General features: G+C 70.6%; 25 protein-coding genes. 8 read left to right on the forward strand and 17 right to left on the reverse strand.

Annotated elements, in window-relative coordinates:
- Positions 1-24: 24 nt before the first annotated feature.
- The 5 genes from AC1DWP_RS06970 to AC1DWP_RS06990 are packed head-to-tail and all read right to left on the reverse strand — an operon-like array spanning position 25 to position 5,087.
- Entirely contained in the window at positions 25-1,173 is a 1,149-nt protein-coding gene (locus AC1DWP_RS06970; RefSeq protein ID WP_477613729.1) for an alpha/beta hydrolase, read from the reverse strand.
- Entirely contained in the window at positions 1,170-2,165 is a 996-nt protein-coding gene (locus AC1DWP_RS06975; protein WP_477613730.1) for a type 1 glutamine amidotransferase family protein, read from the reverse strand. The genes AC1DWP_RS06970 and AC1DWP_RS06975 overlap by 4 nt, the downstream gene beginning before the upstream one ends.
- A gap of 13 nt (positions 2,166-2,178) precedes the next feature.
- Positions 2,179-3,402, reverse strand: coding sequence for an ATP-grasp domain-containing protein (locus AC1DWP_RS06980; RefSeq protein ID WP_477613731.1), 1,224 nt, complete (start codon positions 3,400-3,402; stop codon positions 2,179-2,181).
- Positions 3,399-4,466, reverse strand: coding sequence for an o-succinylbenzoate synthase (locus tag AC1DWP_RS06985; protein ID WP_477613732.1), 1,068 nt, complete (start codon positions 4,464-4,466; stop codon positions 3,399-3,401). Before AC1DWP_RS06985 ends, AC1DWP_RS06980 begins: the two co-directional genes overlap by 4 nt.
- 60 nt (positions 4,467-4,526) lie before the next feature.
- Positions 4,527-5,087, reverse strand: coding sequence for a CHRD domain-containing protein (locus AC1DWP_RS06990; RefSeq protein ID WP_477613733.1), 561 nt, complete (start codon positions 5,085-5,087; stop codon positions 4,527-4,529).
- 114 nt (positions 5,088-5,201) lie between these two features.
- Here AC1DWP_RS06990 and AC1DWP_RS06995 point away from each other — a divergent pair, with 114 nt between their 5' ends.
- Complete coding sequence (locus AC1DWP_RS06995; protein WP_477613734.1) at positions 5,202-5,684, forward strand: glutathione peroxidase; 483 nt, start codon at positions 5,202-5,204, stop codon at positions 5,682-5,684.
- A gap of 21 nt (positions 5,685-5,705) precedes the next feature.
- Here AC1DWP_RS06995 and AC1DWP_RS07000 read toward each other — a convergent pair whose 3' ends face one another.
- Positions 5,706-6,299: a hypothetical protein gene (locus AC1DWP_RS07000; RefSeq protein ID WP_477613735.1), complete on the reverse strand. Its 594-nt coding sequence runs from the start codon at positions 6,297-6,299 to the stop codon at positions 5,706-5,708.
- Between the two features lie 5 nt (positions 6,300-6,304).
- On the reverse strand, positions 6,305-6,673 hold the full coding sequence (locus AC1DWP_RS07005; RefSeq protein WP_477613736.1) for a hypothetical protein: 369 nt from the start codon (positions 6,671-6,673) through the stop codon (positions 6,305-6,307).
- Positions 6,674-6,830: 157 nt separating this feature from the next.
- Between AC1DWP_RS07005 and AC1DWP_RS07010 the strand changes: the two genes are divergently transcribed.
- From AC1DWP_RS07010 to AC1DWP_RS07020, 3 genes are read left to right on the forward strand one after another with little or no spacing between them, the layout of a single operon-like run.
- Complete coding sequence (locus tag AC1DWP_RS07010) at positions 6,831-7,079, forward strand: type II toxin-antitoxin system VapB family antitoxin (protein ID WP_477613737.1); 249 nt, start codon at positions 6,831-6,833, stop codon at positions 7,077-7,079.
- Entirely contained in the window at positions 7,076-7,516 is a 441-nt protein-coding gene (locus AC1DWP_RS07015; protein ID WP_477613738.1) for a TA system VapC family ribonuclease toxin, read from the forward strand. Before AC1DWP_RS07010 ends, AC1DWP_RS07015 begins: the two co-directional genes overlap by 4 nt.
- A gap of 3 nt (positions 7,517-7,519) precedes the next feature.
- Positions 7,520-8,515, forward strand: coding sequence for a 1,4-dihydroxy-2-naphthoyl-CoA synthase (locus AC1DWP_RS07020; protein ID WP_477613739.1), 996 nt, complete (start codon positions 7,520-7,522; stop codon positions 8,513-8,515).
- A 267-nt stretch (positions 8,516-8,782) separates the two neighbouring features.
- On the opposite strand, the gene AC1DWP_RS07025 is transcribed toward AC1DWP_RS07020, so the two are convergent.
- Positions 8,783-9,235 (reverse strand): hypothetical protein, encoded by a 453-nt coding sequence (locus AC1DWP_RS07025; RefSeq protein ID WP_477613740.1) that lies wholly within the window; start codon positions 9,233-9,235, stop codon positions 8,783-8,785.
- A 67-nt stretch (positions 9,236-9,302) separates the two neighbouring features.
- Between AC1DWP_RS07025 and menE the strand changes: the two genes are divergently transcribed.
- The 3 genes from menE (at position 9,303) to AC1DWP_RS07040 (ending at position 11,818) form a co-directional block, all read left to right on the forward strand.
- A complete protein-coding gene (menE, locus tag AC1DWP_RS07030; protein WP_477613741.1) occupies positions 9,303-10,550 on the forward strand; it encodes an o-succinylbenzoate--CoA ligase in 1,248 nt (415 codons plus the stop codon).
- Positions 10,551-10,562: 12 nt separating this feature from the next.
- Complete coding sequence (locus tag AC1DWP_RS07035; protein ID WP_477613742.1) at positions 10,563-10,841, forward strand: PLDc N-terminal domain-containing protein; 279 nt, start codon at positions 10,563-10,565, stop codon at positions 10,839-10,841.
- 101 nt (positions 10,842-10,942) lie between these two features.
- On the forward strand, positions 10,943-11,818 hold the full coding sequence (locus AC1DWP_RS07040) for a 1,4-dihydroxy-2-naphthoate polyprenyltransferase (RefSeq protein WP_477613743.1): 876 nt from the start codon (positions 10,943-10,945) through the stop codon (positions 11,816-11,818).
- 9 nt (positions 11,819-11,827) lie between these two features.
- On the opposite strand, the gene AC1DWP_RS07045 is transcribed toward AC1DWP_RS07040, so the two are convergent.
- From AC1DWP_RS07045 to AC1DWP_RS07080, 8 genes are read right to left on the reverse strand one after another with little or no spacing between them, the layout of a single operon-like run.
- Complete coding sequence (locus AC1DWP_RS07045) at positions 11,828-12,124, reverse strand: DUF4229 domain-containing protein (protein WP_477613744.1); 297 nt, start codon at positions 12,122-12,124, stop codon at positions 11,828-11,830.
- 14 nt (positions 12,125-12,138) lie between these two features.
- Positions 12,139-13,134 (reverse strand): c-type cytochrome biogenesis protein CcsB, encoded by a 996-nt coding sequence (gene ccsB, locus AC1DWP_RS07050; RefSeq protein ID WP_477613745.1) that lies wholly within the window; start codon positions 13,132-13,134, stop codon positions 12,139-12,141.
- The gene (gene resB, locus AC1DWP_RS07055) at positions 13,131-14,690 is read right to left on the reverse strand and encodes a cytochrome c biogenesis protein ResB (protein ID WP_477613746.1); all 1,560 of its coding nucleotides are present in this window, start codon (positions 14,688-14,690) and stop codon (positions 13,131-13,133) included. Before resB ends, ccsB begins: the two co-directional genes overlap by 4 nt.
- A gap of 1 nt (position 14,691) precedes the next feature.
- Complete coding sequence (locus AC1DWP_RS07060; RefSeq protein ID WP_477613747.1) at positions 14,692-15,444, reverse strand: cytochrome c biogenesis CcdA family protein; 753 nt, start codon at positions 15,442-15,444, stop codon at positions 14,692-14,694.
- A 27-nt stretch (positions 15,445-15,471) separates the two neighbouring features.
- Positions 15,472-16,059 carry a TlpA family protein disulfide reductase gene (locus tag AC1DWP_RS07065; RefSeq protein WP_477613748.1) on the reverse strand — a complete coding sequence of 196 codons (588 nt, stop codon included), beginning with the start codon at positions 16,057-16,059 and terminating at the stop codon, positions 15,472-15,474.
- An 11-nt stretch (positions 16,060-16,070) separates the two neighbouring features.
- A complete protein-coding gene (locus AC1DWP_RS07070; RefSeq protein ID WP_477613912.1) occupies positions 16,071-16,685 on the reverse strand; it encodes a histidine phosphatase family protein in 615 nt (204 codons plus the stop codon).
- A gap of 32 nt (positions 16,686-16,717) precedes the next feature.
- Positions 16,718-18,061, reverse strand: a complete 1,344-nt coding sequence (gene hemL, locus AC1DWP_RS07075) for a glutamate-1-semialdehyde 2,1-aminomutase (RefSeq protein ID WP_477613749.1) — start codon at positions 18,059-18,061, stop codon at positions 16,718-16,720.
- Positions 18,062-18,106: 45 nt separating this feature from the next.
- On the reverse strand, positions 18,107-18,664 hold the full coding sequence (locus tag AC1DWP_RS07080) for a MarR family winged helix-turn-helix transcriptional regulator (RefSeq protein WP_477613750.1): 558 nt from the start codon (positions 18,662-18,664) through the stop codon (positions 18,107-18,109).
- A 115-nt stretch (positions 18,665-18,779) separates the two neighbouring features.
- Between AC1DWP_RS07080 and AC1DWP_RS07085 the strand changes: the two genes are divergently transcribed.
- A complete protein-coding gene (locus AC1DWP_RS07085) occupies positions 18,780-19,313 on the forward strand; it encodes a YceI family protein (RefSeq protein ID WP_477613751.1) in 534 nt (177 codons plus the stop codon).
- 72 nt (positions 19,314-19,385) lie between these two features.
- Here AC1DWP_RS07085 and hemB read toward each other — a convergent pair whose 3' ends face one another.
- On the reverse strand, positions 19,386-20,381 hold the full coding sequence (hemB, locus tag AC1DWP_RS07090) for a porphobilinogen synthase (protein ID WP_477613752.1): 996 nt from the start codon (positions 20,379-20,381) through the stop codon (positions 19,386-19,388).
- Between the last annotated feature and the right edge of the window lie 2 nt (positions 20,382-20,383).

Raw genomic sequence — 20,383 nt, forward strand, 5'->3', positions numbered from 1 at the left:
GGTGGGGAGTGAGGTGGAGTGCATCTACTCGTACACGAACTTCTGGGGTCCGGGGAACAGCCAGGACAGCCCGTCGCGCAGCCGATCCCGCCAGTCCTCCCAGTTGTGGCCGTCCCGCGCCTCGACGTACTTGACGGTCATGCCCGCGCCACGGAACACCGGCACCATGGACCGGTTGGGCGTGATGAGCGGCTCGTAGATGCCGCAGCTCATGAACAGCCGCTCGACGGGTGCGGTGGGCTTGGCCCGGTAGCGGTTGACGAACTTCACGACGGGGTCGAACGCCGGCCCGCCGCCGTGGTCGGTGCCGATGTCGGTGAACACCAGTGACGCGGACTGCAGGAACAGTGACCCGAACACGCCCGGATAGCGCACCGCGGTGGACAGCGACGCGATGCCGCCGAAGCTCGATCCCATCAGGGCTCGAGCGTGCGGGTCGTCGATGAGCGGGAGCCGTTCGGCCAGCATCGGGAGGAGCTCGCGGGCGATGAAGCGCGCATGCGGCGCGTGGTTGGGGTACTCCCGCAGCCGGTCCCGGGGTGGCACGAAGGCAACGATCAGCGGTGCGACGTCGAGCCGGTGGATGAGGTTGTCCAGCACGGTCTTCATCGCGGCGTAGTCGAGGTAGTCGGTGCCGTCGTGGACGACGAGCAGCGGGTAGCGAAGAGCAGGGTTGTACCGAGCCGGCAGGTAGAGCTTGACGTGCTGCTCGCGGCGCAGCGCCTTCGACTGCAACGTGTCCTCGATGATCTCGCCCGGTCTGGCCTCGGGGTCGTGGTGCACCCAGTCCGGCACCTCGTAGCCCGTGGCCGCACACACCGAGCTCGATCCCATCGGGGAGTGAGCCAGCCGCTGGTTCAGCGGGTCGTTGAACGTCGCGTAGTGCTCGCCGTTGCGGGTCTCGAGCTGGTACTCCACCCGCGAGCCGCTGGGCAGGACCGTCGTGACCGCCCAGAGGTCGGTGTCGGGCAGCCGCTTCATGACCAACGGGTCGGGCAGCCCCACGACCCGGTGCCGGACCCTCACCTCGTCGGCCTCGCCGCGGAAGAGGAAGGTCGCCCGCTCGTTCTCGATGATCGGCGCCCCGTGCCGGGCGATGAACCGGTCGATCACAGCGCCGTCCACCGGCAGGCGCTCGCGCAGCCTGTTGACCGCCAGCCGTCCCTCGCTCACGAGCCGGCCCCCCTGCCGTCCATGACCTGCGTGCCGGTCGCCGGCGAACCATTCGCGCCGCCCAGCTCGTGGACCGCTCCGTCGATGCCCAGGATCCGCGCACCCAGGGGCAGCCCACCGGACTCCGTGAGCTCGAGGGCTGTCCCGTCGTCGAGCAGCACACAGTGCTGGTCGGTGAACCGCCGAGCCATGACGGCGCACCGGTCCCGGTCGTCGAGGCGCAGCCGGCGGCGGGCGTGCGGCAGTGCGACGATCCCCCGCACCCGACCCAGGCCGCGGTCGAAGACCTCGGCCTCGGTGTTGCCCTCGGGACCGTGGTCGTGGAAGAGCACGACCCGCTCGGTCAACGCCATCGCGCCGGCCGACCACGCGATCACCGGCACCTCGTCGGGCAGGCGGATCGCGAAGAGCCGCAAGGTCCGCAGCAGGGTGCCGACGTGTCCGCCGGTGAGCACGACCGCGGCCGACTGGCGGAGCAGATCGGCGAGCTCGCCGCGGTGCCAGCCGATCACCCCGCTGGCGTCGATGGGCGCCGCCTCGTCGAGCTCGGTGTACAGCGCCTTGAGCTGTGCGGCGTACCACTGGTCGACGTGGCGCACCACCTCGATCGAGTCGTCGAGCGCCGCGTAGGCCGTGGCCTCGCCGCGGACGCGGCCCTCGCCTTCGCCCGTGCGTCGCTGCACGGCATACACCCCGTCCATGGCGTTCTGGAGGCGTAGGCGGTAGAGCGAGAGGAGGGCGTCGTGGCGGTCGCGGAAGGCCAGCGCCGCGGAGCCGAACGCCTCGTCCTTGGTGATGACGTCGAGGCTGCGGTGGTAGAGACGCAGGTGGCGGGTGTCGCCCCCGAGGACGGTGTCGATCTCGTCGGCGTCGTCCTCGCGCTCCTCCCAGCCCGCGTTGATCGTCGCCACGGGTCCCTCGACACCGAGGGAACGTAGGGCGGTGCCGGCCGTGGTCATGAACCGTTGCGGCCCGAGGAGGACGGTGCGCATCAGGGGAGGGCGGTCAGCCTGCGTGGACGTGGACGGTCTGGCCCACGTCGTCGAGCATGCTGCGGAGGGTGTCGTAGTCGGGGTGGCGCATGCGCACATAGGCGTTGGCCATGTAGCCGGCCTCGACGGGCTGGGTGTGGTGACCCTGCGGAGGGAAGTGGCCGTCGATGATCCACTGGCCGTGTCGGGACTGGATCTCGTCGATGCCGGTGTAGCCGGTGATGTGGCCGTCGGCCTCGGGACGCAGCGCGATGATCCCGGCGGAGTAAGGACGCCTCATGGGCTGCTCCGGGACGCCGTGGGTGATGATGTGGGCCCACTCGCGGTAGACGTCGACGTCGTTGCTCGCGGAGTAGAGGTCCCAGCACCCCACGCCGGGCGGGCGGCACCCGATCTCGGAGAACTTGAGCCCCTTCGGGCCGTGGAACCACTCCATGTGGGTGGCGCTCGTCCCGATGCCGAGGGCCTCGATGACACGGGCGCCCATCGCCGCGACCTCTGCGTAGAAGGGTGAGTCGGACATCCGGTTCGTCGTGGCGAACTGGGGCGAGATCCAGCGGCTGCGCATCGCCTCCAGGACGTTCGGGTAGTAGTGCGTGGTCCAGTCGTGGACCACCCGGCCGTCCTTGGCGATGGTGTCGTAGAAGCCCTCGTGGCCCTCGACGAACTCCTCGATCGCGATGGACGCGGCACCGTGCGACCCGAACTCGGTCAGCGCGTGCGCCAGCTCGGTGTCGTTGTCGACCCGCATCGTGTCCTTGGCGCCGGCTCCGTCGCGCGGCTTGAGGATGAGCGGGTAGCCGACGCGCTCGGCGAAGGCCCAGGCCTCGTGGGCGTGGTCGACGGCCGCCGAGGCAGCCGTCGGCACCCCTGCCTCGCGCAGCGCCTGCTTCATCGACGGCTTGTCGCGGCAGAGCCACGTGGTGCGGACTGAGGTGCCCGGGACGCCGGTGGCCTCGCGGACCTGCGCGGCGACCATGGTGTGCGCCTCGACGGTCGCTTCGAGGCCGTCGACCCACACCTTGGACTGGATGAACCGCACCGCCTCGACCATCGCCTTCAGGTCGGTGACGGATCCGACCTTGTAGTAGCCGCTCATCGCGCTGCGGAGCTCGTCGTCGTGGGTGTACTCGTCGGACTCCCCGATGCCGATGACATTGGCCCCCACGGAGGCCAGGGCGAGGGCGAAGCGGCGCTGGTTGGCGGGGAACCCCGGCTCGACGAAGACGATGTTCACGGACCCGACCCTATGCCCGCCCCGGGCCCGAGTGCTCGTCGTGGTGCAACGAGGTGGGCGTACGCTGCCTCGACCCGCTCGCGCCACCAGTGCTCCCGCTCGGCCGTCGCCGCCCACCGGGTCAGCAGGGCCTCGTCCGGCGCGACCCGGCCCACTGGCAGGGAACCTCCGCGGGGCACCAAGGGGTCTGCGCACACGTCCCCTTCCAGCAGCGCAACGGTGCTCAGACCGCACGCGAAGGGCAGGTCGGGCAGCGCGGCCGCCAGCGCGACCCCCGCGGCCATCCCGACCGACGTGTCGAGCGCCGAGGACACGACGGCCGGGAGTCCACAGTCCGCGACCACCTCCAGGGCGCGCTGGACGCCCCCCAGCGGGGCCACCTTGACGACCACGAGGTCGGCGGCCTCCTCGCGCGCCACCCGCGCAGGGTCCTCCGCCTTGCGGATCGACTCATCGGCGGCGACGAGGACGTCGATCCCGTTGCGTGCCAGCGCCAGCCGCAGCTCTCGCAGCTCACTCACCTCCGCGCACGGCTGCTCTGCATACTCCAGCCCGTACGCCGCGAGCCGGCGCAGCGCGTCCGTCGCCTCGGCCACGGACCACCCGCCGTTGGCGTCCACCCGGATCCGGCCGCCAGGTCCCATCGCGTCGCGAACCGCGGCCACGCGGCATACGTCGTCCTCGATGCTCTGGCCGTGCTCGGCGACCTTGACCTTCGCCGTCGTCGCGCCGTCGAACCGGGCGAGGACGCCCACGACCTGGTCGGCGGCCACGGCGGGCACGGTCGCGTTGACGGGGATGCTGTCGCGCCTCGGTGACGGCCACTGGCCCCAGCCCGCCTCGACGGCGGCCGACAGCCACCTGGACGACTCGTCCGCGGCGTACTCCAGGAAGGGCGAGAACTCGCCCCAGCCCGCCGGGCCGTGCAGCAGTGCGGACTCCCGCACCGTGACACCACGGAAGCGCACCCGCATCGGGATCGAGACCACGCGCATCCCCGCGAGCAGCTCTTCGAGCGGCGGCAGCGGCATCGGAGGCGGCGAGGGCACCCGGGGCACGGTCATGTGCCCATTGCAGCAGACGCGCCCGGACCGCCGGCGGCGGGCCGGGCGCGACCCCTGCGGTCAGTGGTCGTGCGGGGTGAGCTGGTTGCGGATCTCGCCCCCGGGGTACTTCGTGCTGTGGACGTTGGCGTAGGTCGAGTCGGCCCGGATCGCCGCAAGCAGCTCGGCGAACTCTCCCGCCACGATGCCCTGCCCGCTCGGGCCGATCACGTCAGCGGCCCGCAACGTCCCGCTCACTTCGCCCGGGTTGGTCGTAGGGCATGCGGGCGTGACGATTCCGGGAGGAGCGCCCACGTTGCTGCAGAGGAAGACGCTGACCCCGCCCGTCTGGGACGGGGAACCGAAGTGGATGTGCGACTGCGTGACGGTGCCCTCGAGGTTGGCGTACCGCACCCGGTAGTCGATGGTGCCAGCGTCGGGGTTGATCCGCAGCCGGATCGACCCCGACCCGCTGGTCGACAGGGCGAGCGGTGTCTCGTGGTAGCCGCTGAGCCGCTCGGTGACCGTGAACGACTTGTGGCTGCCGTCGCCTGCAGAGGCGACCGCGCCAGCTCCGAGGATGCCGACGGCACCGAGCCCCACGGCCGACGCGATGACGCCCCACTGCTTGAGTGTGTTCATGCAGACCTCCTGAAAAAGGGGGCGAGACGGGAATCCGCCCGCCCTTCTGCTACGAATCCCCATCCACAAACGTTCATCGACGGTGCCCAGAAGCCGTCCGACGAGAGGGCACCCGTGCCGACCCTGTCCGATTTCTCCGCAACCACCCTGTCCGGCGAGGACCAGCCGCTGTCGACCTATGCCGGCCAGGTGGCCCTGGTCGTGAACACGGCGAGCGAGTGCGGCTACACGCCGCAGTTCGCCGGTCTCGAGGAGCTGTACGCGGCGTACTCCGAGCAGGGCCTGGTCGTGCTCGGGTTCCCGTGCAACCAGTTCGGCGGCCAGGAGCCCGGTCACGAGGACCAGATCGGCGAGTTCTGCCAGCGCAACTACGGAGTGACCTTCCCGATGTTCGCCAAGGTCCAGGTGAACGGCGCCGAGGCGCACCCGCTGTACGACTGGCTGAAGTCGGAGAAGCGTGGCCTGATGGGCGCCAAGATCAAGTGGAACTTCACCAAGTTCCTCGTCGGCCGTGACGGCGCCGTTCTCAAGCGCTACGGCTCGAGCACCAAGCCCGAGGCCATCGCCAAGGACATCGAGGACGCCCTCGCCGCCTGAGCCCCCGTGGCCAGGGCCCGCTCAGCCTTCGCGTGGACGAACCGCCTCGAGGTCAGCCAGGGCACGCTGCACCATCAGGAAGTTCCTGAACCTGCCGACCAACAGGTCGGCACTCCCCAGTCGCCACACGTCCGGTGCACGGTGCGGGTGGCCAAGCCGCACGTCCACACCGTCCGGGCCGGACACCGCGTGGGCGAACCTGCGTGCCCTGTCGTGGGGAGACGACCTCAGCCCCATGTGCGTCCACAGTGCGGTCGACGTGAGGGCGCGGCCGGGGCCGAGCAGGTCGTTGGCCATGGCCACCGCGTGGATCACGGCACCTGCCGCGATGTCGTCGCGGTCGTACCCGCGCAGCAAGGCTGGCTCAGCGGCCACCGCACGGGCCAGGAGACGTCGACAGGCGGTGCGGCCCTCGACGCCGATCAACGACTTCGCCACGGCGTCGGTGCGCGCGGCGATCGCGGCCACTCGATCTCGCAGGTCCGCCGGTACCAGACCCAGGTCGAGCGGCTCGTCGGGTAGGGGCTCCCTGGTCAGGGCATCCAGCTCCTCCGCACCGCCGACCAGGGAACGCAGCCAGGTCCTCGCCAGCTCGTGTCGCGGTTGGATCGGCACGTGGATCACCGCGGGCGGTGGCGCAGGTCGAGTCGCGCCACGTCCGAGCTCGAGGGCGGCGCACTCGTAGCCACTTCCCTCGACGGGTCGGCGAACGGTGCCACGACCTTGTCGTCCATCATGACGACCATCGTCAGCTGACCGAGATCACGCCCGCATCCCCGACCGAAGCCGTCGTCGTCGTCGTCGAAGCTGTCATCAGCCAACAGGTCCTCGTACCGGCGCTCGTCCCTGCCCACTCGGCCGAACGGCAGCACTGCTGCCTCGTCTCCCCACTGACCTGCGCCGTCCCACTGATCTGCACCGTCCCACTGGCCTGCGCCCTCCCACTGGTTTACGCCCTCCCACTGGTTGGCGCCCTCAACCTGACCCATCTCCTGCCCCCCTCTGCCGGTGCGGCCCAACCCGGGCCACCGCTCTGGGATCACCCTGACAGCCCCTGGTGACACTGCAGACGACTTGTCCACAGGGTCGCCCGGGCAGGCCTTCATCGCCTTTGCATCATGATGCATGACGTGATGCACTGATGCAGTGCGTACCACCATCACGATCGACGAAGCCTTGTTGAGGGAGGCAAAGGTCATGGCGGCCCGGACCGACCGCACCGTCAGCAGCGTCCTCGAGGAGGCCCTGCGCGAGATGCTCGCGCGGCATACCGAGGCGGAGGAACGACGCCGGCGGGACTTCACCCTGCCCAGTTATCACGGCGGCGGCTTCCTCGTCGACATCCTCGACAAGGAAGCCCTGGCCGACGCGTTGGGCGACAACGACCGACTGTGATCATCTTCGACGTCAACGTCTTCGTGACCGCGATGGACCTCGACGCCGCAAGCCACTCGGTGGCGAACCAGGCCCTGGTCCGAGCGCTGACGGGTAGCGAGCCCGTCGGCGTGATCGACGACACCCTGACGGCGACAATGCGCATCTGCACCAACCGGCGCATCAAGACCCAGCCTGCGTCGACCGAGAAGGCACTGGCCTTCTGCGAGCGCATCCGATCCGCGCCCATGGCCGAGCGCGTGGAGTCGGGCGCTGCCGCCTGGCAACGCTTCGTTGGGCTGGTCACCGCCTTGGAGCTGCGCGGCAACGACGTTCCTGATGCGTGGCTGGCGGCCCAGGCGATCGAGCTCGGCGCGCACTTCGTCACCTTCGACAAGGGCTTTGAACGATTCGCCGGCCTGCACGTCACGATCCTCGGCAAGCCGTCACAAGGGTGAGGTATGCCGCGTGGCGACCACGCGGCATACCTCGTCGTGTGCGCGGCTAGGCTCGCGCAGGTGAGCGAGCAGCCTGTGGTGAGCCAGACCTTCGACCCGGACGCGTGGGACGTGGTGGAGGGGTTCGAGTTCACCGACATCACCTACCACCGGGCGCGTGGAGTGGGGGCCGTCCGGATCGCGTTCGACCGGCCCGAGGTGCTGAACGCGTTCCGGCCGCACACCGTCGACGAGCTCTACCAGGCTCTCGACCACGCACGTCGCACGCCCGATGTCGGCGTCGTGCTCCTCACCGGCAACGGCCCAGGGCCCGAGGGGACGGGCAGCGAGGGCCAGTGGGGGTTCTGCTCCGGCGGCGACCAGCGGATCCGGGGTCGCTCGGGCTACCAGTACGCACAGGGCGACACCGCCGAGACGGTCGACGAGCGCAGGGTCAAGGCGGAGGGCGGACGGCTGCACATCCTCGAGGTGCAGCGGCTGATCCGCACGATGCCCAAGGTCGTCATCGCGCTGGTCAACGGCTGGGCGGCGGGCGGCGGGCACTCGCTGCACGTCGTCTGCGACCTGACCATGGCCAGCCGCGAGCACGCCCGGTTCAAGCAGACCGACGCCGACGTGGGCTCGTTCGACGGCGGCTACGGCTCGGCCTACCTCGCCAAGATGGTCGGCCAGAAGTTCGCCCGCGAGATCTTCTTCCTCGGTCGCACCTACACCGCCGACGACATGCACCGGATGGGCGCGGTCAACCTCGTCTCCGACCACGCGTTGCTCGAGGCCGACGCCCTGCAGGTGGCGCGCGAGATCATGGGCAAGAGCCCGCAGGCGCAGCGAATGCTCAAGTTCGCGTTCAACCTGCTCGACGACGGGTTGATGGGACAGCAGGTCTTCGCCGGGGAGGCGACCCGGCTCGCCTACATGACCGACGAGGCAGTCGAGGGGCGCGACCAGTTCCTGGAGAAGCGGGACGCGGACTGGTCACCCTTCCCCTGGTACTTCTGAGCTGAGCGGGCCGACCCGCTCGCACGTGTTGCCGGCTCGTGGTCACCGGACCCCCGAAACCCCTTTCCGTGACCACCGGCGCGCAACAAGTCGGGGAGCCATGGCACGTGTTGCCGGCTCGTAGTCACCGGACCCCCCGGAACCGCTCTCCGTGACCACCGGCGCGCAACAAGTCGGGGAGCCATGGCACGTGTTGCCGGCTCGTGGTCACCGGACCCCCCGAAACCCCTCTCCGTGACCACCAGCGCGCAACAAGTCGGGGAGCCGTCAGCCGGAGCCGCCGAGGTCGACCTCGAACGCCTCGTACACGAGGTCCGCCCCGCGCTGGCGGTGCCGCACCAGCTGCCCCATCAGCGTGGTGACCTCCTCGCGGAAGGCCGGCAGGTCGGCGATCGTGCCACCGTGCTCGAGGACTGCGAGGTAACCCGCGATCGCCTCGGCATAGCTCGCGTGCTCACCGGTCAACCGGTCGACCGCCCTCATCAGGCGGGGCGCCCCGCGTCGCACCCCGTCGTAGATCCCACCGGGCCGTTCGGTCAGGTCGACGTGGTCCCGGAAGTCGTGGGACAGCTCGGCGAGCGCCGCCCGGACCCGTTCGCGCCACGCACCTCCCCGGGCGATGGGCGAGGCCAGCGCCTCGTCGACGGCGACGACCGAGTCGCGCAGCTCCCCGCGGTGAGCCCGCACCCGATCGATGTATGCCGCGAAGTCGGCGTCCATGGCACCTCCCGTGGTCCATCGTCCCGCCGCGCGTCGGGCGCGTCCACCCGGCGGCTAACCTGACCGGGTGACGTCGCTGCGACCGCTGGCCATCCCCGCCGGCCGAGCCGCTGCGTCAGTCCTGCCGACGCTCCGCCGGGCCCTGGACGGCGAGTTCGCCGTCCTCCCCCATGCCGTGGACGGCCCCCCGCCACCGGTCCCCGAGGGCGCCGTCCCCGATGCAGGGACCGCACTCGTCGTCGGGACGTCGGGATCCACCGGCACTCCCAAGCTCGCAATGCTCCCGGCAACCGCCCTCGCCGCGAGCGCCGCCGCAACGCACGAACGACTCGGCGGGCCCGGTGCCTGGCTGCTCGCGATGCCGGCCCACCACATCGCGGGAGTGCAGGTGCTGCTGCGATGCCTCGCAGCGGGCACCGAGCCCGGGTTCGTGGACCTGTCCGAGGGTTTCACCGCCCACGCGTTCACGCAGGCGTCCGCGACGTTCGGTGGGAGCCGCCGCTACACCTCCCTCGTGCCCACCCAGCTGGTCCGACTGCTCGAGGACGAGCGTGCCACCGCTGGGCTCGCCGGGTTCGACGCCGTGCTGGTCGGCGGCGCCGCCTGCCCACCGGCACTGCTGAGTCGGGCTCGCGAGGCACGGATCCCCGTCGTCACGACGTACGGCATGAGCGAGACCGCCGGCGGCTGTGTCTACGACGGAGTCCCGCTCTCGGGCACGGAGGTCCGCGTCGACGACGACGGTCGGCTCCACCTCGGGGGCGCCACCCTGGCGACCGGCTACCTCGGCCGTCCGGACCTCACTGCGGCAGCCTTCAGCACCGACTCCGCTGGGCGCAGGTGGTTCCGCACCGACGACCTGGGGCATTTCGGAGACAAGGGCCTGCCCGCGGGTGCCGCGGTCGGTGCGGATGCCGACGCCCGGTGGCAGTTCGACGGACGCGTCGACGACGTCATCACCACCGGCGGGCTCAAGGTCGCGCCCCGCCTCGTCGAGGACGCGCTGACTGCCCTGCCCACCATCGCGGAGGCCCTCGTCGTGGGCACCCCCGACGACCACTGGGGTCAGGTCGTCAGCGCCGCCGTCGTCCTTGCGGCCACCGAGGCCCCCGACGCCCCCCACGCCCCCCATGCCCCCGACGCCCTCGGTGGCTCCCCCGCACCCACGGTGGAGGAGCTGCGAGAGCTGCTCCGCGGCATACTCCCGGCGCAGGCGCTGCCCCGACGACTCCTGGTGTTGACGGCGTTACCCCTGCGGGGGCCGGGCAAACCGGACCGGTCGGCGGTCGCCGCACGCTTCGCCGACCACGCGTGACACCATGGGGAGATGATCCGGCTGCTGCCCTGGCTGCTGACGATCGCGGTGACCGTCTACGCCGTCGTCGACTGCATCCAGACCGACGATGCGCAGGTCAGGGGCCTGCCCAAGCTCTTGTGGCTGCTGCTGATCCTGCTCTTCCCGGTCGTGGGGTCGATCGCCTGGTTCATCGCCGGACGACCGCAGCGTGGCACCACGGGTGGTGGGCCGAGTGGGCGTGGGCCATCTCACCGGCCGCCGCCCCCGCGTGGCCCCGACGACGACCCGGACTTCCTCCGTAGGCTCTGAGCAGCACCCGCCGTACGGCTCCGCCCGCACCACCGCCCTGCCCGCACGACCTGCCCGCCCCACCGCCCTGCCCGCACGACCTGAGTGAGAACACCACCCGAATGGCCACCCTGAACCAGTGGATCGCCGGCGCCCGCCCGCGCACCCTCCCTGCCGCCATCGCCCCCGTCGTCGCGGGTACTGCCGCAGCCATCCCGCTCGACAAGGCCAGCTTCGGTCTGGCACTGCTCGCCGTCCTCGTCTCCCTGGGCCTCCAGGTGGGGGTCAACTACGCGAACGACTACTCGGACGGCATCCGCGGCACCGACGGCGAGCGGGTCGGTCCGGTCAGGCTGGTCGGACAGCACCTCGCGGATCCGAGCAACGTCAAGCTGATGGCCTTCTCGTTCTTCGGCGCTGCCGCCCTGGTGGGACTGGCCCTGGTGGCCATCACCGAGACCTGGATCATGATCCCGCTGGGAGCCCTGGCCGTGGTCGCCGCCTGGAAGTACACCGGTGGCGACAACCCCTACGGCTACCGCGGCCTCGGCGAGCTCTACGTCTTCCTCTTCTTCGGCCTGATGGCCACCCTGGGCACGCTCTACACGCAGGCCCACCGGGTCACCTGGACGGGCCTGGCGTGCGCCGTCGGGGTTGGGGCCATCGCCACGGCCATCCTGGTCGCCAACAACCTGCGCGACATCCCCACCGACCGCGAGAGCGGCAAGCTGACGCTGGCGGTCCGGCTGGGTGACCGCGGCACCCGCGCCCTCTATGTCGGGCTGCTCGTCGTCGCCGCGGTGGCGCTGGTGGCGGTCGCCCGCGACTACCCGTGGGCCTTCCTGGGCCTGCTCGCCTTCGGCATCGTCGGCAAGCCGCTCAAGTCCCTGCTGTCCGGCGCCACGGGACGCGACCTCGTTCCGGTCCTCGCCGCGACCGGCTTCTTCGAGATCGGGTATGCCGCGCTGCTGGCTGTCGGGATCGCCGCCAGCCACTAGCGAGTCGCGCTAGCGGTACTCGGCCGGTCCGCGCTCGTCCTCGGCGTCCTCGGCCTCCTCGTCGGCCCCGTGAACGGCAGGCTTGCCCGCCTGCTTGGCCTCGACGCGACGTTGCAGGCGGTCGGCGATCGCCGCCGTGCCCTCCTCGCGGAACCGGGCGAGCACGAAGAACGACAGCACCATCGAGATCAGGGCACTGAGGACGAGCAGCATCCACTGCTGGTCCTGGTCGCGGAGCCCGAGCAGCCACAGCAGCGACAGCACGCCGAAGAAGAGGAGCAGGCGAAGGACGGAGTAGCGGAGCATGACCTGGTCAGTCCTTAGAGCCCTGAGTAGGAGTGCTGGCCGACGAAGAAGACGTTCACGACGGCGAAGTTGACGATGATGCAGGCATATCCGGCCAGGGCGATGTAGGACGCCGTCTGGCGGGAGATCCCGCTGGTGGCCCGCGAGTGGAGGTAGGCCGCGTAGACGACGAAGATCACGAACGTCCAGACCTCCTTGGGATCCCAGTTCCAGTAAGACGCCCACGCCTGACGGGCCCAGATGGCGCCGGCGATGAGGGTGAAGGTCCACAGCGGGAAGGCCACGATGTGCAGGCTGTAGGCCGTGCGCTCGATGGACCCGGTCTCCGGGAACCGGTCCAGGACGCTGCGTCGGCCGGACCGCTCGAACGCGTCCTTGAGCAGGTAGACGGCGGTGAGCGCCGCCCCGATGGTGAAGACCGCCGTGGCGAGCGTGGCGACCGTGACGTGGATGACCAGCCAGTAGCTGCGCAGTGACGGCATGAGCTCGGCGGCCTCGGTGTACCAGACCGCCACGGCCATCCCCAGGATCAGCAGCACCGGCCCGGTGATGAACAGCCCCAGCCAGCGCAGGTCGCGTCGCGTGGACCAGATCGAGTACGCGAGCACGGTGAACATCGAACCCATCACGGCGAACTCGAACATGTTGCCGAGCGGCCAGCGGTGCACGGCGAGGCCGCGCAGCAGCACCGAGAGGACGAGCAGGAAGCCGCCCAGCCAGGTGGTCGTGGAGGCGATGCCCGCTGCGGTGAGCGCCCGGCGGGACAGCTCCGCCTCGGTATGCCGCGTGGGCGCGGCGGGGGCGCCGGCACCACCGCTGGTGCCGGCACCGGCCGTCACCAGCTCACTGTCGCGGTCGGCCACGAGGGCTGAGACGCCCTCGCGGCCACGGTCTCGGGCGGGGAGCAGCGCTGCGAGGTAGATGGCGTGGCACACCATGGCGATCGTGAAGACAGCCATCGCCGAGTAGAGGCTCAGGTTGGCGTAACCGGCCAGGTTTTCGTTCGTCATGTGCTGGTGCCCAATCGTCGTTCGATGGCGGCAAGGAACTCCTCGACCACGTCCTGGAGCCCGTCGTCGTCGCCCTTGGCGAGGCCGCCGACGGCTACCACGGTACGACCCGGCACGGCGGCGGGGGAAACCCGCACGAACACGCGTCGGCGCCGGACCACCAGGGAGGCGATCAGGCCGGCCAGGGCGAGCAGGGCGGCAGCCAGGGTGACGAACTTGCCGGGGTCGTGACGGATCGACAGCCCGGCGAACCGCTCGACCCCGTCGAAGCTGATGCTGCCGCGCCCGCCGGGGAGCTGATAGGTCTGCCCCGGCTCCAGCCAGATGCGCAGCGGGTCACCCTTGTCGTTCTCGAGCTGGGTGAGCTCGGCGATGTCGAGGACGTAGACCGACTGGGGACGTCCGCCGGGCAGCAGGTCACCCTCGTAGGCGGTCAGGGCCAGGGCCGGCTTCTTCGCATCGGGGAAGACCGAGATCGGGCCGCTCTCCTTGTCGATGACGGCCGTGGGCAGGAACAGCCCGGAGAAGCCGAGCTGGTTGGGCTGGGCCCCGGTCACCTTGATGACCCCGACGGACGTGTAGTTGTTGTCCCTCGCCAGGAACGGCGTGGCGCCGTGGTAGATGCTGGTGCCCTTCGCGTCGCGGACCGTCACGACGGGGGCGTACCCGTTGCCCAGGAGGAAGACCCCGGCGCCGTCCATCTCCAGCGGGTGGTTGACCTTGATCGTCGACTTCTTTGCGGCCGCACCGGGAGTCGCCTTGGTCGTGACGTGCGCGGTGAAGTCCCGTGGCTGGCCGAACTGTCCGCGACCGGTGACGGTCTCCTCGAAGGTCGCGTCCAGCTTGTCGACCGTGAGCTGGAACGGCGACAGGCTGGCCGGGTCGACCAGGGGACCGGGGCTGAAGGTGTCGTAGTTCCCGAGCGTGTTGGCGAACGACTCCCCGACCGGGACGATCACGTCGCCCTTCCAGCCGAACAGGTGCCCGATCGCGACGCCGATGATGACGAAGATCAGCGCCAGGTGGAAGACGAGGTTGCCCGTCTCCTTCAGGTAGCCCTTCTCGGCGCTGACCGATTCCCCGTCATGGTTGACGGTGCGGAACCGCTTGCCGCGCAACACCTCCCGTGCCGCGTCGATGACCACCTCGGGCGGGCCCGCAACCTCGACCGTGCCGCCGGCCGGCAGCCGGGCGGGCCGGGCCGGCGCCTTGGGCGGCGAGGACGTCATGGCCTTCCAGTGCACCTTGCTGCGGGGCAGGACGCACCCGACGAGCGAGATGAACAGCAGCAGGTAGATGGCGGCGAACCACGGGGACGCGTAGACCTCGAAGAAGCCGAGCTTGTCGAGCCAGGGTCCCGCGTCGGGGTGGTCGGCGATGTACTGCGCCGTGCGCGCGGCGTCGATGCTGCGTTGTGGCCAGATGGATCCGGGGAGGGCCGCGATCGCGAGCAGCAGCAGCAGGAACAGCGCCGTGCGCATGCTCGTGATCTGCCGCCACATCCAGCGCAGCCAGCCGACCAGGCCCAGCTGTGGCTGGGTGATGGGGTCGGTCACCTCAGATCACCGTCCGGAACCCGGCGACCAGCGTGGTCTGCACGTGGCGGGTGATCGACTCCCAGAGTCCGGTCACGAGCAGGATCCCGACGACGAACAACAGGGCACCACCAAAGAGCTGGATGCCGCGCTGCCGCGTGCGCAGGAAGGCGGACACCCGCCCGAAGCGTTCGTACCCGGCGGCGATGAGAAGGAAGGGAAGGCCCAGACCCAGCGAGTAGACCACCGCCAGGATGACCCCCCGGGTCACCGCCGACTGGTTGTCGGTGGCGGCGGCGAGCACCTGCACGGCGCCCAGGGTGGGACCGGTGCAGGGCGCCCACCCCAGGCCGAAGACGGCACCGAGCAGGGGCGCTCCCGCGAGCCCGGAGGCGGGACGGCGGTGCAGCTTGAGCTCGCGCTGGGAGCCCGCACCGATGAACACCAGGGCCATGAGGATGACGAGCACGCCACCGACCCGCTCCAGCACCTCACGGTGCCGGATCAGGGTGGCGCCGATCCCGGCGATGACCACGGTGGTCGCCATGAACACCACCGTGAACCCGAGGACGAACAGCAGGGCACCAAGCACCATCCGGTGCCGCTTGCGCTCCGCCAGCGACTCGTCGGACAGGCCGGTGACGTAGCCGAGGAACCCCGGCACGAGGGGCAGCACGCAGGGAGAGGCGAACGACACCAGGCCGGCCAGGAGGGCGACCGCCATCGCCACCGGCAGGGCGCCGGAGGTCACTGCGTTCGCCGCGTCGGCAGTCATCAGTCGTCCGTCATCAGTCAGGGGGTTCTACTGCTCGGCCAGGACGTCGTCGACCAGCCCGGTGAGGGTCGACGCCTTCACCTCACCGCTGACGCGAGCGGCGATGCGTCCGGTGCGGTCGAGCACGAGGGTGGTGGGCGGTGCCGTCACCTTGCCTTGCAGCGCGAGGATCGTCAGGCCCGCCGGGTCGTCGAGCGACGGGAAGGGAATGCCCCACCGTTTCGCCGTCGACCGACCCGAGTCGGCGTTGTCGCGGTAGTTGATGCCCATGAAGGCAACCGGCTTGTCGGCGGCGGCGATCTGCTCGGCTGCCTTCCTCAGCTCCGGGGCCTCGCTCTGGCAGGGCGGGCACCAGGAGGCCCAGACGTTGAGCACCGCGACCTTGCCCACGACGTCCTGGGACGACCACGGCTGGTTGTCGAGGGTCGTGCCGGTGAGGGCGACCGGCTTCTGGCGCTTGGCGGCAGGGATCGTCTCGAACGCACCATCCTGGGAGACGTAGCCCTGCTGGTTGCCCGACTTCGCTTGCGCCGCAATGGAGTTCGGGTCATCCGTGCATGCGGACAGCGACACGACGAGCAGGGGCACCGCGAGCAGCACAGCCGCACGCGGCATGGCGGGACGTGTCATCCGGTGCCGCCGTGGGACTGGGCGAGCAGCGACGCGGCGGGCTCGGAGTAGGTGATCGACTCGAGGTTGTCACCGACGTAGGTGAGGGTGGTGAGGGAGGCGAGGCGGCACTCACGCTTGCGTGGGTCGTGCCACAACCGCTTGCCCATCACCGCGTTGCGGGCGGTCCAGATCGGCAGCTGGTGCGACACGATGACGGCCTCGTGGCCGCGCGCGGCGGCCCTGGCGTCGGCGATGGCGGCGGACATGCGCTCGGCGATCTCGGCGTAGGGCTCACCCCACGACGGACGCAGCGGGTTGACCAGCTTGGACCAGTGGGCGGGGCGGAGGAAGTCCAGCGGCTTCATCTCGCCGACGCGCTCACCCTCGAACGCGTTGCCGCCCTCGATCACGCGGTCGTCCGTGGTGACCGGTATGCCGTGCGCCTCGGCGACCGGCGCGGCCGTCTCCTGCGCGCGCAGCAGGGAGGACGCGACGACGTGGGTGACGTCGTGGTCGGCCAGGTGGTCAGCCACGGTGCGCGCCATCTCGTGACCGAGGTCGGACAGGTGGTAGCCGTCGAGCCGTCCGTAGAGGACGCCATCGGGGTTGTGCACCTCCCCGTGGCGCATCAGGTGCACCACGGTGTGGTCGGTTGCGCTGGTCACGAGTCGATTGTCGCAAACGCCTCGGCGGCAGCCGACGCCGCTGCCGGGATCGCCGCCAGCACCCGGTCGACGGCCCGGTCGTCGTGGGCCCCGCTGACGAACCAGGACTCGAAGGCGCTCGGCGGCAGGTAGACCCCCTGGCTCAGCATCGAGTGGAAGAACGCCGCGAACGCCGGGACGTGCTGGGCCCGCGCCTCGTCGTAGTTGCTGACCTGGCCGTCACGGAAGAAGACGCTGAACATGCTGCCGGCCCGCTGGATGACGTGCGGGACACCTGCGGCACCGAGATGCTCGTGGAGCCCCGTCGTGAGCGCGTCAGCCACCTCGCCGAGGCGGGCGTAGAGGGCCGGGGTGCACTGCTGGAGGGTGGCCAGCCCGGCGGCGGTCGCCACGGGGTTACCGGAGAGGGTGCCCGCCTGGTAGACCGGCCCGACGGGTGCGAGCAGCCCCATCACGTCGGCCCGTCCGCCGAAGGCGGCGGCAGGGAAGCCGCCCCCCATGACCTTGCCGAAGGTGAACAGGTCGGGTGCGCCCGCGGCATACCCCTGCTCTCCTGCCTCGAGGCCGAACCACCCGGCCTCGCTGCACCGGAAGCCCGTCATCACCTCGTCGGAGATGAGCAGCGCACCGTGGGCGGCGGTGATGCGACGCAGCCCCTCCGTGAAGCCGGGCGCGGGCGGGACGACGCCCATGTTGCCGGGGGACGCCTCGGTGATCAGGGCCGCGATCTCGGCGCCACGCTCGGCGAAGGCGGCTTCGACGGCGTCGAGGTCGTTGAACGGCAGCACGATCGTCTCGGCGGCCATCTCCTTGGGCACCCCGGCCGAGTCCGGCAACGCGAACGTGGCGACGCCCGAGCCGGCCTGCGCCAGGAGGGAGTCGACGTGCCCGTGGTAGCAGCCGGCGAACTTCACGACGAGGGAGCGCCCGGTGTAGCCGCGCGCAAGTCGGATGGCGCTCATCGTCGCCTCGGTGCCACTCGACACCAGGCGCACCTGCTCGACCGGAGCCACCCGCCGGACGATCTCCTCGCCGAGGGCTACCTCGTTCTCCGACGGGGTGCCGAAGGAGAAGCCCTTGGCCGCCGCCTCGGTGACCGCCCGCTGGACCTCCGGGTGGCCGTGGCCGAGGATCATCGGCCCCCACGAGCAGACCAGGTCGACGTACTCACGGCCGTCGGCGTCGGTGAGGTAGGGGCCTTGGCCGGACACCATGAACCTCGGCGTCCCGCCCACGGCCCGGAACGCGCGGACCGGCGAGTTCACGCCTCCGGGCGTCACCGCCAGGGCCCGCTCGAGGAGCGCCTGCGAGGCCGGTGCGTCGAAGGGGTATGCCGTCATGGTGCCAGTGTCCCAGCCGTACCTGAGCGCTTGCGCCCCTGGGGGTCAGGCGCTGCCCACCCGGCGGGCCTCCGCCTGGGTGTGGACCTCGTGCGCCACGGCTTCGCGGGCCACCGCGGGGTGGTCACCCTCGTCGCCGCCCGGCGCCAGAGCCGTCCGGATCGCGTCCATCGCCTCGCCCAGGGCCTTGAACAGCGGCGCCGGGACAGGGTCGATGACCGAGCGCCTGACGCTTGCGACGTGCACTCGCGCCATGTCCTGGACGGCCTGCCACCCTGCGTCCGTGAGCACCAGCTCCACCCCGCGCCTGTCGTCGAGGCAGGACTCTCGCACCACCCAGCCACGCTTCTCGAGGCGCGAGGCCGTGTGCGTCAGGCGGCTGCGCGACTGCACGACGAGGTCGGCCAGGCTCGACATGCGCAGTCGCCGGCCGGGGCTCTCGGAGAGCATCGAGATGATCTCGTACTCCGTCAGCTGGACGCCGTGCGACTGGAGGTCCTGGTCGAGGGCCTCCTCGATCAGGCGGCTCCCCCGCAGGTAGGCACGCCAAGCCCGCTGTTCGTCGTCGCTGAGCCACTGCGGCTCACCGGTGGGAGTGCTCATGAGCGTGAGTATGGCATCCCAAGCGATAGTTGAAATATAAATGAGGTCTGCTATGTTCGAAGAGATGAAGCGCTCGGGAACTGCCCGGTCGCACCCCCCACCACAGGAGACCCCCATGGCAAGCATCAACGACCTCCCCGCCGGCACCTGGACCGTCGACGCCTCGCACAGCGAGATCGGCTTCGTCGCCCGTCACCTCATGGTCACGAAGGTCCGCGGCCAGTTCAAGGAGTTCGAGGGCACCGTCAAGGTCGGCGACGACATCACCGACTCGCAGGTGACCGCCGTGGCCCAGATCGCCTCCGTCGACACCGGCTCCGCCGACCGCGACACCCACCTCAAGTCCGGCGACTTCTTCGACGCCGAGGCCAACCCCACCATGAGCTTCACCTCGACCGAGGTCACCCCCGACTCGCTCACCGGCGACCTGACCATCAAGGGCGTCACCAAGCCGGTCACCTTCGACCTGGAGTTCACCGGTCTGGCCACCGACCCGTGGGGCAACGAGAAGGCCGGCTTCGAGGCCAGCGCCGACATCAACCGCAAGGACTGGGACCTCGGCTGGAACGTCGCCCTCGAGGGTGGCGGCGTGCTCGTCTCCGAGAAGGTCAAGCTCAACCTGGACATCCAGCTCACCAAGGCTGCCTGACCCAGCGCTTCACACACAGACTGACGACGGGCCGGTTCGGGGGAACCGGCCCGTTCGTCATGTCCGGGCCCCTCAGGGGCGCAGGAGGCGGGCGGCGTCGACCGCGAAGTAGGTGAGGATGACCTGGGCCCCGGCGCGCCGGATGGTCAGCAGCGACTCCATCATCGCCCGGTCGCGGTCGATCCAGCCGTTGGCCGCGGCCGCCTGGATCATCGAGTACTCCCCCGAGATCTGGTAGGCCGCCACCGGCACGGTCGACACCGCCGCAGCGGCTGCCACGATGTCGAGGTGCGGCCCGGCCGGCTTCACCATGACGATGTCGGCGCCCTCGACGATGTCGAGCTCGAGCTCGCGCAGGGCCTCGGTCGCGTTGGCCGGGTCCTGCTGGTAGGTCGCCCGGTCACCCTCGAGCGAGGACTGCACGGCCTCGCGGAACGGGCCGTACAGAGCCGAGGTGTACTTCACGGCATACGCCAGGAGAACGGTGTCGGTGTAGCCCTCGGCATCGAGCGCCGCACGGACGTGGGCGACCTGGCCGTCCATCATCCCCGAGAGCCCGAGCACGTGGGCGCCGGCGCGGGCCTGCGCGAGGCCCATCGCGGCATACCGCTCGAGCGTGGCGTCGTTGTCGACCCGTCCGTCCTCGGACAGGACCCCGCAGTGGCCGTGGTCGGTGAACTCGTCGAGGCACAGGTCGGCCATCACGACGAGCCGGTCACCGACGGCGTCGGCGACGGCTCGGAGCGCCACGTTGAGGATGCCGTCCGGGTCGTCGGCGCCGGAACCCACGGCGTCCTTGGCCGTCGGCACGCCGAAGAGCATGAGCCCGCCCAGCCCCGCGTCCGCCGCCTCACGTGCGGCGACCACCAGCGAGTCCAGCGTGTGCTGGACGACGCCCGGCATCGCCGAGATCGGCTGCGGCTCGTCGATGCCCTCGCGCACGAACACGGGCAGCACCAGCTCGGCCGGGTCCAGCCTCGTCTCGGCGACGAGCCGGCGCATGGCCACCGACTGCCGCAGCCGACGGGGCCGGATCACCGGCCCCACCGGCTGCGAGTGGTCAGTCATGC

Source organism: Pedococcus sp. P2_F6 (assembly GCF_056403675.1).